Genomic DNA, 12,937 nt, shown 5'->3' with positions numbered 1-12,937 from the left:
ATTCTAAAACAATAATCTTGTTAAGTTAAAAAATTTTTCTCTTCACAAAGCTAAAAGCAAGGTAGCCAGCTAATAGCCCAGTGCTATTGGCAATTATATCCATAAGGTCTGCTTGTCTTGTAGTTGTAAAGATTTCTTGACAAACCTCAATTAATATGCCATAAGTAAAGCAACTAATTATTGTTAAAACAATTGTTAATCTTTTTAGGTGGTCACGTTTCCGAAGAAAAGCATAAAACAACCAGATAAAAACAAGTATTGCGTTAATAAAAAAATGCACTACTTTATCTACATGAGGAATACCTTGTGACGGCAACCCGTTTGTAGGAAAAAGTAATGCAATTGTTATTAGCACCGTGTAAAATACGGCAGCTAGAAGTATGTTTTTAAGCGCCAATAAGTTCTGCATAAGCTTTGCTATCAAGCAATCCATCAACCTCTTCCAGATTGCTCAGCTTTATTTTTATCATCCAACCTTCACCATAAGCATCTGAGTTCACTTTTTCTGGCTCAGATTCTAGGCTATCATTAAATTCAATAATTTCACCTGAAAGCGGTAAAAACAAATCTGAAACTGTTTTTACAGCTTCAACTGTACCAAAAACTTCGTCTTTATCCATTGTTTCGTCTACAGTCTCTACTTCTACATAAACGATATCACCCAATTCTCCTTGAGCAAAATCAGTCACTCCCACTGTTGCTATATCACCTTCAATTTTTACCCACTCGTGGTCTTTAGTATATTTTAAATCTGCTGGAATATTCATAAGCTACTATATATTTTGTTGTTGTTTAGTTTCCGAAGTTATATCTCAAAGTAAATCCACTCCTAATTGTTGTCTGCGGAAATGCAGTTGAAATTGCATATGTTGAGAATGTATGATCGTAATAAAAGGCCGCCGTCAAGTTTTTACTTAAAGCATAATCTATTAATAACTGCGCACCATAAATTGTTTGTCCTGCAGTTGTTTGGTTATTTTCAATATCTAAATAACGAATTACCGTTCTATTATCACGGCGTGACAGGTCTAATTTAAAATTAAGATCACTCTTTAACACTTGTTTCTTCCCACCAAAGTTTGTTCCAATTCTTAAATCTTTTATTCTGTAACCAAGTCCTAAAACAATCTCATCTCCTTTAATTTCTGTCAATAAATTGTTAGCAAAACTCAATCCTAGCGCTCTATCTTTACGGTACTCTGCACTAATTTTTACCGAATTTTTCATCTCAAAGTCAATCTTTGCCAATGGTGAAAACTGTTCGGTTAAATTTACGTTTGTTAAAAATTGTTCACTCTTAAAGTTACCTGCTTGGTCAACTTCATCAGGGTTATCACGATTGTAATCTAAGTTTGTTTGAAATTGATTAACTGTATATCCAGCGCGATATCCATGTTGTAATGAAAATCTTTTGAATCTTTTCTTAAACCATGCTAAACGCATAAATCCAGTATACTTTATATCCCAATTAGGCAATGGTACATCTCTAAATATACCCGTCTTTTCATTTCCTGCATCGCTCCCTTTATAAGCAGCTAAAAATGCTGGCAATAAAACGTCTTGACTTGTTCTACCGTAACCTATTGGGTATCCATTTTCATCAATATTATTAGGATCATTTAAGTCAATTCCTCTTTCTGCTGCTAAACGATTTGCTATAACTAATCTATTGCTTTTGAAATCTTCAAAAGCTTGAGATTGATCATCTGTTGTTTTTTGAAAAGCAGTACCTATAAGTAATGTTGAAATATTAAAGTTCCCAGAAGTTACTGGTGTTAATGAATTATACAATCCATCATCTACGATAAAGTTTTCTGAATAATTCTCAGCATAAATACGACTTGCGTTTAAATCTATTTTTAAGTCTGGAATTAATTCAATATTTGTTTGAACATCCAGTTGTCTGCTCTCATTTTCTGTATACTGTTCATTAAATTCTGGATACAACGTCAACCAACCATTACGGGCAGCTAAGTCTCTTATTTCTCCTTGACTACCAAATGTAAATCCTGTGGTTGGCTTTAAAGTACCTATAAAACCTATTGATGGCGTGTATCCTGGTAAGAAAATACCGTTTGTTTCTTGATAGTTTATTTGTATTTTTTTGATAGATGTCAAAAGACCAATGGCTGTATTTGCTGCTTTATCACCTACACTAAGACCACCAGCAGCACCGCTATTTTCATTAGCGCCACCTCTTTTAGCACCAGCAGCAGAGCCGCCTTCAAGTGAATTACCCTTTTCATCTTCACCCGCTTTTCCGCTCTTTGCATTTGAACCCCCCTTAGGGTTTAAAGCGCCTCGAGAATTTCTACTAGTATTTTTAGCCTTTTTCTTAGTTAAGCCTACATACCTATAAAAAGCATTCATATCTAATGTTGAATTGATACGATGCGTACTTGCGTTTTGGATTTTGTTACCTAAATCAAAACGACCTGTTGTTCCATCTGCCAAATCAATCTGAATATCATTGAAACCTTCACTACCGTCTTGCCATTGAAAATCTCCAGTGTAAGAATACGTAGCGCGCATCCATTTTAAAAATGGGAACTTAGAAAATGGCAAATCATAATTTAATTGTAATGATTGAAAATGTTGATTAGGATCTCCTACATCAAAAAATCCATCCCATACGCTTAATGTGTTATCTGCTATAAAACCTGTCGAACCATTTTCTTGTTGTGTAGGAGTTAGATAATTATTTACTGTACGGCTATTAGAAGAGGTAAAATTAAATCTCAACGATTTTGTTAGGTTATAATTAATGGCATAATCCCAATCAAATAAATAATTACGTTGATACAAAGTAGGCAAGCCTATGTTCCCATCTTCTAAATCTAATTCTCTAAACTTTTGTTCACTATATTGACGTACAATATTTGAATTTACAGCAATACTTGTAGGCAAATAATTAATATTTAAATCTTTCATGAACTGCCAATACTTATTTTTAAATATTGAGTCATTCTTTTTGAAAGGCTCATAAGTTTTAGGTGTAAAATTATAAGCATATGTTCCGCCTAAACGTACATTTTGATCTAAAGCATCTTCTATTTCAAAATCGTGATGATCTACTTGGTTATAGGAAGCAGATAGCGTAAGGTTCTCTATATCGTAAATTTGAGGTTTAGTATCACCAACTCTATCTTTTCTAACACCTATAAAATTAACACTTTGTCTCTTTGTATAATCTACAGACTGCTCCTTAATAGCTTCTCGCTCTGTTGCGTCTTCGGTATTATCAAGGCGAGTTTCTAATTCTACATCTTGAAATTCTGGATCAAACTGTGGTGTTATTAGTATTTCTGACCTACCATAATTAAAGGGTAATTGTACACCCCATTTTTTAGGTAATAGTTGACCTACGTTTAAATTTGTAACCAAATCATACTCTTGAACATCTTCTCTGCTTCGTTGATTAGGCCCTTGATCTATTGTACCAAAACCAATAGTGCTCTGTCTTCCAGTTGCACTAATTGTCGCAAAATCTGCAAAGTTTGTATCCACACTTGCAACAGCAGCCCATCCACCTTGATTCTTTAATTCAGAAAGGCGCAGTTCATTAAACCATACTTCTCCACATATTTCATTTGTATTGCCATCTGCATTTCTAACCCCAACCATGGCTATACGCACATCACCAAAACTAGGATTACCTTTAATACCAATCCTCAAGTCATTCTCAGGACCATCTGCTGAGTTTCCTTCTAGGTCTGCTTGGTCAAAGAAAATTAACTCATTGGGATTTAGCGTATTATCACCCACAACTCTAGATTTTACTTGTTGAAGCAAGTCTAATGGTAAATTCAATCTGTTTTCTATTGGCCAAATTTCTTCAGCACTTGTTGTATTAAATGGTGTTGTATTTAATGGTATTTGAACTTCGTAAAAGCTTTCGGTTAAATCATTTCCGAGGCGAATAAAAGCAACCATCTCACCATCACTCAATGTTTGTTGATTAACTAACGATTCTGCATGAATAAACATCTCCAAGTTTTTATACTGGCGCATGTCTACATTAAAGTTTTTATAAACCCCACGACCGTCATTAGGCTCTAATCCACAAACACGTAACGCTAGTGACTGCTCATCTTGACGAATAATATTATTATTGTTATTCAACTCTTCTCTAAAAACCCCAGGTGGCAATCTATAAGGAATAGGAGTTCTATTTTCATTATCAATAATATTTACGGCCTCAACTTCAAACGTTGTGTCATCAAGCTCTGGGTCTTCCATAGAGTCATCTAAGGTTTGTAAATACCTTCTATAATCCCCACGAACCAACTCTAAAGTACCAAAACGTAATGTTGTTGGCTGCTCAAAACCACTCATATACATACGCATAAAACGCACAGATCTAAAATCTGAAATTCCATTTACAGCTCTATCAAATTCACTAACAGGAACTTTAAATTGTACCCAACGCACATCAAGTGGATTATTATTAGGCAAAGTCAATGAACTTTCTCTTACATCTGTAATAAAATCATTACTAGCTGGATCAAGCATATCACGACGAATAGGAATATTATACTCAAAATAGCTATCCACCGTATTCATTGAATTATCACGGTTAATATCCTCCACATCTGGTTGCGTAGTTGAACCTCTATTTGTGTTTGTAACTTCTACCGGCGAGTTACCTTCTGTACCATTATACATTCTATAACGGTTACGAATATCACCTGTAGCTTGTAAAAAGTATTGATAATTATCATTTGATGGATCTGGCAAACCACCAAAAGCAGGAAACATTGCTGCCTCTTGGGCGTTACTTAAACCATCGTACCCAATATCTTGGTTAATACGTTCTTGACCTTCAGAATCAAAAGTATAAACTAATGATTGACTCGTAGGCACTTTACCCCAAACAGTAGGTGTTGTATTTGTTGGCGTACCATCATCTGGCAATCCATTCTCATATTGTTTACGACCGTCTTTAAGAATATCTTCGGAAATGTTACCCAAATTAAAACTTAGCATACCACCATCATTCCCGTCATTTTCTGGATAAATAAATGGGTCCATTACCCAAAACTGAATGAACTCCACATTACTACGTTCAAAATCTGTAGTTGAAAGTTGTCTAGAAATACCACCAAAGTTCGCCGCCGGGTTAGGCAATTCATTTGTTCCATTAGCGGCTGGATTGTAGTTATATTCACCACGTTCTGATGGATAGTAAGAAAGATCTAAAGAAAATAATGCTTGTGTTTGCCCTTGAATTATATCTTGAGCAGGGAAAATTTCGTCTCTAAATATACGTCTTGTAAATGGATTTGATAAATCCTCATCTGTAATTCCATCTGGGCGTTGACTACTATAAAAAACGGGGTCAATTGTGTACCAGTTTAATTTTGCACGACGGTAGTTATATTGTAACATACTGTTACCATTTTCACCACCAAAACCATCTGGACTAGCAGACAAATACCATGTAAGGGGTGAGCTAATATCAAACTCAGTAGTTGAAGATTCAAAATCATCTACATATACCGTAGTCTTCCCGTTAAAATCTGAAACATCTGGCGCTCCAGGCATTAAATAGGCAAATTCTCCACGTACAGACAATCTTGACTCTACATCTGTATCAATATTAGGTAACTTATTTACAAGCCTTGTGAAAAAAGGAACCTCCGTAGAATAAGCAGCATTGAAACCAAAGACACTATTAGCAATTGGCTCTACCCCAAAGTTTGATTTCTGCGTTAACGGTCTCTCTTTTAGACTTAAATAAGTACCACCAATCACAAAGTTTTCATTAAACTTATGCTCAACGTTCAATCCAGTAAATCGCTTTGTTTGTTGACCAAAAAGTGTATTATTCTCTACTGAAATATTAATTGGTGTATTTGAAGCTAATAAAGCTGGATCTAAAATTTGAACACGACCTGCTTGATAATTAACCGTATAATCAACTCCTTCAGATAATGTTCTACCTCCAGCTGTTACAACAACAGATCCTTGTGGAATATTGAAAGCACCTATAGGGATTCCATCACCACCAGAAGACTTATAACGCCCTTTTAATTGAAATTTGTTTTTATCGCTTGAATTTTGCTCTGCTTGCGTTTTTGTGGTTCGATATAAATTTCGGAATACATATTTATTTTGGTTTGCATTATACGATTCTGGAACATTATAGTTCTCTGCGCCGCTATTAGGAGTATTGTCTAACTTATCAAATAAATAGCTACCAAAAGGCTCGACAGAGGTAAATATAATCCTACCATTTTGTGTATCAACCGTTAATCCTGGGATAAAGTCAAAAAATCCATCTCCACCTGCTTGAGGATCATTATTAAAATTCAACCTATCAAGATTGAATACCTTTAATAAAATGGTGCTATCAACATCATCTGGTAATGGAACTGGCGGCATCGTTACTGTACCTTCTGCAGGATTAATATAATTTAAAGGAGAGGGATCTCTATATTGAATATCAAGCCTAAAATCCTCTTGCTCTAATTGAAAAGCTCCTAAACTATAGATGTTTTTCATCATCAAATCCCAGATAGGCTCTTGTACACTCGTAATATTACTTTTTAATAGTTTTACAACTAAGTTTTGTGGTATTCCTTCAATAGGAATTTCTCCAGGATTGCCAGACTCACCTGGGTTAACTATTCCTCCAGTAGCGTCAACACCATCTGTTGAAAACTCTCCTACTTGGAAAACCCTACCATTTACAGTAAATTGAAAGGCAATACCTAAAACTTCATCATTATTCAATCGTTGGTTCAAGGATATATATCCTAATTGAGAGTTTAACGTATACTCATTAGGCTGTAAACGTCTTGCATTTTCTAAAGCAACATAATCTGATCCATCCTGAACTGGAACTCCACCAAATCCTTGCTGCACAGTTGCAACGTCTCTAATTTGTTCATTTAAGATAGATTGAACACCTGGCGTATCAATTCCAAAAGGGTTAAAATCGTTATTACTGTTATCTGGAAATGCAGCTCTTGAGGTATTAATAAAACCACCTGGAGTCACATTTAACCCTATGTTTGTAGGGTCTGATTCTCCTATGTCTTGTATTGCAACAATATTACGTACGTCTTGCGTTTGATTTCCACGATTGGTAATCCAAGCTTCAACGCGGGTTACTTGTACATTTGAGTTCACAAAAGGATATTGACTAAGTACCCTATCATAATTATCTCTAAAATAATGTGCCAAGAAGAAGTTACGGTTTTCATCGTAGTCTAATGCATATATTTCAAAATCTGTTACCGTTGCCCCACCTTCTGCGGTAACGCTTCGGGTTTCACTTTTTTGCTCAGAGAACACTCCTGTAATAGTTGTTTTTCCAAACTGCAACTCTGTCTTTACACCAAATAAACTCTGCGCTCCTTGAATCAATGTACTGTTCAAAGGCATACTTACATTACCCACTTCAATTTTACGAATGATATCGTCTTCGGTTGGAGTATATTCTAGTTTAATTTGGTTTTGGAAATCAAAAGTAGATTCTGTGTCGTAGTTAGCATTTACCTGTAAACGCTCACCCACTTTACCTAGTAGACTCAAGCTAATTCTTTGATCAAAATCAAAAGAAAAATTACTTCGGTTTCTTGGTGAAAATGCAGGATTGTCTTGTTTTGTATATAAAAGCCCTAAATCTATTTCAGCAGTACCTTGAGGTATCACTTCTATTGTATTTCCGCCGAAAACAGATTCAAAAAAGCTAGAATTCACATAAAATTTAGGAAGCAAATTTTTCTGTGCTTCCTCTGAGCCTTCTTTTCTACCATCTGCAGCATCAATTTTCTGCTTAAAATAATCTCGCATTTGCTCTCTCAAAACAAGATCGCGGTATTCTTCTGGAGTAAGAATTGCTGGAACACCTATATTAAAATCTCCTAACATCTGGCTATATATATAGCGATCTGTAACTGGGTCATAGGTATATAAATCCTCAATACTAGAAGACTGCGGCAACTCAATGCGCCCCATAGATGAGCCTGTTGCTGTAGAGTCCTGTGCAAATGCAACAGTACATCCCCCAAAAATGATACTCAAAATTAATAAATGCTTGAAAAAGCTATTCCCGTACACGTAATTATTTGCACCCAATATTATAATTTTTTTAAAGCTTGCTTTATTATTTCTTCGACGCTTGCCTGCGGGCTTTCTTTAACAACGCTGTCACAAACTTTTTCAGCTTGTTTACGCGCAAACCCCAAGGTCTCCAAAGCAGATAACGCTTCATTTTTATTCGTATTGCTTGAAACGACAGAAACATCGTCTAAACCATACACTTTTAAAATCTTATCCTTTAAATCTAAAAGCACACGCTGCGCAGTCTTAGCACCTATTCCTTTCACAGATTGAATGGTTGCCACATCGCTTGATGCTATTGCCTCAGTAACTTGTTGCGGTGACAGTGAAGACAACATTATTCTTGCCGTGCTAGTACCCACACCTGAAACCGAAATCAATAATCTAAAAACCTCCCGTTCATTCATACTTGAAAAGCCATATAAAATATGAGCATCTTCTCGTACCTGCAAATGGGTAAATAATTTAATGTTTTCTCCTTCGGGTAACTGCGAAAAAGTATGCATAGAAATGTTCACAAAATAACCCACGCCATTGCAGTCTATCACTACATGTGTGGGTGTTTTTTCTGAAAGTTTACCTTGCAGGTGTGTAATCATTTCTTAATAAAAAGTTAAGACGCCAAATATAGTATAATTTATTTGCTTCTCCCATCCTGCAAATAGGGAAAAATAACGTTAAAATTGAATAGGAATTTTCACTTCGGAAATGTGACTACAACAATAATCAAAAAGTAGATTTATTCTTTTTTTGACTACTGAAATTTTAAAACCGGAACTTTGTTATTTAAATATTAAAATCTCTGAAGAATTTATAAATTTTTATATTCTTAAATTTTATTTCGTTTCTCTTTTTGCTGCGCATCAACTACTGCAACGGCACTCATATTAACAATTTCTTCTACACTTGCACCCAACTGTAAAATATGAACGGGCTTACGCATTCCTAGCATAATAGGACCTACAGATTCTACTTCGTTAAGTTCTTTTAATAATTTGTAATTACTGTTTGCTGCATCAAGATTTGGGAAAATAAGGGCGTTTACTTTTTTCCCAGCCAACTTAGAGAAAGGGAATTTCTTTTTAAGCATTTCTGGATTTAAGGCAAAATCTGTTTGCAACTCACCGTCAACGTGCATATCTGGATTATTACGATGTAAATATGCTACTGCTTCACTTACTTTAGATGCATGTGGATCTTTTGATGAACCAAAGTTTGCATAACTAATCATTGCAATCACAGGGGTCAAACCAAACATTTTCATTGTATAGTTTGTCATCTGTGCAATCTTTGCAAGTTCCTTTGCAGTTGGGTCAATATTTATAGAGGTATCACTTATAAAAATAGGGCCTCTGCGGGTCATCATCATATTTGTAGTCGCCACTTTACTAACCCCGTCAAAACGCCCAATAGTTTCTAAAACAGGTCTCACCACCGCAGGATACGCTCTTGAATATCCAGAAATCATTGCATCTGCATCGCCTTCATTAACCATCATTGCTGCAAAATAGTTGCGTAAACGCATATTGTTTTGAGCATCATACAAAGACTCACCTCTTCTTCTTCTATTTTGCCAGTGTTTTTCTGCGTAATAGTTTAATCTATCTAGCTGCTCATCACTCTTAGGGTCAATGATTTCAATACCATTTGCATCAAAATCTAATTGTGCCATTAACTCTTCAATCACTTCTTTTCTACCTAAAAGAATAGGAACCCCAATACCCTCCTCGTTAACAATCTGAGCTGCTTTTAACACATCTAAATGGTCTGCTTCTGCAAAAACAATTTTCTTAGGGTCGCTCTTTGCACGATTCATTAATAAGCGAATAATTTTATTATCGCTACCCATGCGTTCGTTGAGCTCATCAATATATTTTTCCCAGTCTTTAATGGGTGCTGTCGCTACACCACTATCCATTGCTGCTTTTGCAACTGCAGGGGGTACTGTTGCAATCAACCTAGGATCAAATGGTTTTGGAATTATATAATCCCTACCAAAATTGAGCCTTGTTTCTTGATAGGCAATATTTACTTGCTCTGGAACGGGTTCTTTTGCAAGAGCCGCTAACGCCCGCACTGCCGCCATTTTCATTTCTTCATTAATTTTTGTTGCACGAACATCTAACGCGCCTCTAAATATAAATGGAAAACCAAGCACATTATTTACTTGATTAGGGTGATCACTACGCCCTGTTGCCATTATTATATCTGGACGAGAGGCACATGCTTCATCATAAGCTATCTCAGGAGTAGGGTTTGCCATGGCAAAAACAATAGGATTAGCTGCCATGGTTTGTACCATTTGTGGTGTTACAATATTGCCGACGGACAATCCTAGAAACACATCTGCATCCTTCATAGCATCTGCTAAAGAGTCATATTTTTTGTCTGTTCTAAAAACAGCTTGCATAGGAGATAAATCATCGCGATTGCTATGTAAAAGTCCGCTTGAATCGAACATGGCAATATTTTCTAATTTAGCACCAAGGGCCACATATAAATTCATACAAGAAATTGCGGCAGAGCCTGCTCCAGAAACTGCAAAACGCACATTTTCAATATCTTTTCCAGTTAATTCTAATGCATTTATCAATGCCGCCGATGATATAATGGCAGTACCATGTTGATCATCATGCATTACAGGAATGTCTAACTCTTCCTTAAGTCTACGCTCAATTTCAAATGCCTCTGGGGCTTTAATATCCTCTAGATTAATACCGCCAAAGGTGGGTGCAATGTTTTTAACTGTTTCAATAAACGAGTCCACATCTTCGGTATCCACCTCAATATCAAAACAATCAATATCTGCAAAAATTTTAAACAACAATCCCTTTCCTTCCATCACAGGTTTTGAAGCTTCTGGACCTATATTACCAAGACCTAAAACTGCAGTACCATTTGAAATCACCGCAACAAGATTACCTTTTGAGGTATACTTATAAACATTTTTTTTATCCTTTGCTATCTCTAAGCAAGGCTCCGCAACTCCAGGTGAATATGCTAATGACAAATCTCTCTGAGATGCATATTTTTTAGTAGGAACAACTGCAATTTTACCCGGTTTAGGTTTTGCATGATATAGTAATGCCTCGCGACGTTTAGATTGTTTACTCATAGTTAATTCAATTATGCTATATTACAAAAATAACAGAGTAACGGGAATAGAAGTTATATAAGAGGGTTTATTTATGGCTCATTGTAGAAAATAAAAAAAGCATTTAACTTTTATGCTAAATGCTTTTTTGTCTTAAAATTTCAGAATTAAATATCTGTATACGTCACGCTAAATTCACCTTCTGTAATCGTATACACCGTTTGATTTGACATTGAAGGTATTGTTGTAAAATTAAATGTACCACTAATAGTTTTTTCAGAACTATTGTGTGCAGTTACAGTTACATTTCCAGTATTGGCAAAACCTCCATCTTCAAAGTCACCTGTTGTTGAATATTGAGCCATTGTAATTGTACTCCACTCGTAGGTTCCAGGTGTTACATCTCCTGACAAAAAAAGTTGCATTGTTTCTCCAGTGCCCATATCACCCGTTATTAAAATGTTATTAAGACTTACTGTTTTGAAAGAAGTTACAAATTGAGGTATGTAATCAACACCATTTAACGTTGCCATAAAACTATTTTGGCCTTGTTGCTCTTCGTTATTATCATCATCTCCGCCACAAGCAGCTAATGTTACTAATAATCCTAAAATTAAAACACTAAATAATTTAGTAATTTTCATAATGTATAAAGTTTTAAATAATTTAATTTTTGAAATGCTAAAAAGTTTTTTTTCTTCTGAAATTTCAAGGCATTAAAATTTCAGAAGAAAATCTATTTATATGTAACCGAAAAAGAGCCAGCAGTTACCTCAATGGTATTATCACCATCAAGGTCTATATCTGCCACAAAATTAAACGTGCCTACAATTTTTTTTGAGCTCGTATTCTTTTCAGTAATGGTAAGGGTTCCAGATATACTTCCTCCTGTTATATTTCCGGCGGGCTCATTAACTATAGCCCCACCCGCTTGAGGTGTGTCAAGGGCGTATGTACCTACACCGTAGCTATCAGGGAATTGTAAGTTAAGTATATTACCCTCATCATCTAGAGTATAAATACCTAATTCACCGTCTAATACTTCTGCATTTATAAAGCTTGCTTGGTATGAAACGGCACCTACATTTGCTGTTAGACTACCCCCTAGCAAATTATCGTTTAATTCTGAAAGTGGATTATCATCGCTACAACTAATTAATAATGATAAAATAAATAGTAGGCTTAAAATGGATTGTTTTGAAATTGTTCTTTTTAAATTCATGATTGTTTTATTTACTTTATTATTCTACCACAACATAATCCACATCAAATGCGCCATCTGTAACAACAAATTCTATTTGTGTATTTAGTGTTCGTGCATTAAATGAAAAAGTACCTTTCATTGTGCCAGCACTCCTGTCATGAGTAAGTATAGTCAACATCCCGTCAGCACCACTATGCCCTGTAATTGCATATTGATTTACGGTAGATACTGTGCCAAATATATTTTCATCAAATGCGTAAGTTCCTGGATCTAAACTTGAATCCACTAGTAATTGAACACCATTATCCTGATTATCTATTGTTGTTATACTAAAAGATTCTTGATTTTCTTGTTTTAAGGCTATGATGTTTATAGGCATAAAAACATTTCCATCTAAGCTACAAGAAAAATTTTCATTCAGGTTTATAGGGTTTCCATTGCCTAACCCCTGCTGGTCTGATGACGAATTAGAATCATCATTACTGCAGGATGAAATTCCTAGGCAGATAAACAATAGCATTATTAATTTAATAGTTGAATTTTTAAATTGTGTTTTCATTTTACTTTTT

At 35.3% G+C, this 12,937-nt stretch carries 8 protein-coding genes; all 8 read right to left on the bottom strand.

Annotation, left to right across the window (positions count from 1 at the left end; genetic code table 11):
* Positions 1–25: 25 nt before the first annotated feature.
* The gene (locus GB234_RS03900; RefSeq protein WP_151893204.1) at positions 26–409 is read right to left on the bottom strand and encodes a VanZ family protein; all 384 of its coding nucleotides are present in this window, start codon (positions 407–409) and stop codon (positions 26–28) included.
* A complete protein-coding gene (gene gcvH / locus GB234_RS03895) occupies positions 387–767 on the bottom strand; it encodes a glycine cleavage system protein GcvH (RefSeq protein ID WP_151893203.1) in 381 nt (126 codons plus the stop codon). The genes GB234_RS03900 and gcvH overlap by 23 nt, the downstream gene beginning before the upstream one ends.
* Before the next feature lie 25 nt (positions 768–792).
* Positions 793–8,031, bottom strand: coding sequence for a T9SS outer membrane translocon Sov/SprA (gene sov / locus GB234_RS03890; RefSeq protein WP_235906045.1), 7,239 nt, complete (start codon positions 8,029–8,031; stop codon positions 793–795).
* Between the two features lie 56 nt (positions 8,032–8,087).
* Positions 8,088–8,669, bottom strand: a complete 582-nt coding sequence (gene ruvA, locus GB234_RS03885) for a Holliday junction branch migration protein RuvA (RefSeq protein WP_151893202.1) — start codon at positions 8,667–8,669, stop codon at positions 8,088–8,090.
* Between the two features lie 230 nt (positions 8,670–8,899).
* Positions 8,900–11,185, bottom strand: coding sequence for an NADP-dependent malic enzyme (locus GB234_RS03880; protein ID WP_151893201.1), 2,286 nt, complete (start codon positions 11,183–11,185; stop codon positions 8,900–8,902).
* A gap of 146 nt (positions 11,186–11,331) precedes the next feature.
* Entirely contained in the window at positions 11,332–11,808 is a 477-nt protein-coding gene (locus GB234_RS03875; protein ID WP_151893200.1) for a DUF6252 domain-containing protein, read from the bottom strand.
* 92 nt (positions 11,809–11,900) lie between these two features.
* Positions 11,901–12,386 (bottom strand): DUF6252 domain-containing protein, encoded by a 486-nt coding sequence (locus tag GB234_RS03870; protein ID WP_151893199.1) that lies wholly within the window; start codon positions 12,384–12,386, stop codon positions 11,901–11,903.
* A gap of 19 nt (positions 12,387–12,405) precedes the next feature.
* Entirely contained in the window at positions 12,406–12,927 is a 522-nt protein-coding gene (locus tag GB234_RS03865) for a DUF6252 domain-containing protein (protein WP_151893198.1), read from the bottom strand.
* Between the last annotated feature and the right edge of the window lie 10 nt (positions 12,928–12,937).

This window comes from Patiriisocius marinistellae, assembly GCF_009014635.1.
Taxonomy (GTDB): Bacteria; Bacteroidota; Bacteroidia; order Flavobacteriales; family Flavobacteriaceae; genus Patiriisocius; species Patiriisocius marinistellae.
Note: the sequence above shows the minus strand (reverse complement) of the source record. Positions and strands in the feature narration are given on the sequence as shown.

Excerpts from the sequence above, each read along its gene's own strand:
- GB234_RS03865 (WP_151893198.1), bottom strand. The coding sequence starts at position 12,927 with ATGAAAACACAATTTAAAAATTCAACTATTAAATTAATAATGCTATTG.
- GB234_RS03875 (WP_151893200.1), bottom strand. The coding sequence starts at position 11,808 with ATGAAAATTACTAAATTATTTAGTGTTTTAATTTTAGGATTATTAGTA.
- gcvH (WP_151893203.1), bottom strand. The coding sequence starts at position 767 with ATGAATATTCCAGCAGATTTAAAATATACTAAAGACCACGAGTGGGTA.
- GB234_RS03900 (WP_151893204.1), bottom strand. The coding sequence starts at position 409 with ATGCAGAACTTATTGGCGCTTAAAAACATACTTCTAGCTGCCGTATTT.
- GB234_RS03880 (WP_151893201.1), bottom strand. The coding sequence starts at position 11,185 with ATGAGTAAACAATCTAAACGTCGCGAGGCATTACTATATCATGCAAAA.
- GB234_RS03870 (WP_151893199.1), bottom strand. The coding sequence starts at position 12,386 with ATGAATTTAAAAAGAACAATTTCAAAACAATCCATTTTAAGCCTACTA.
- ruvA (WP_151893202.1), bottom strand. The coding sequence starts at position 8,669 with ATGATTACACACCTGCAAGGTAAACTTTCAGAAAAAACACCCACACAT.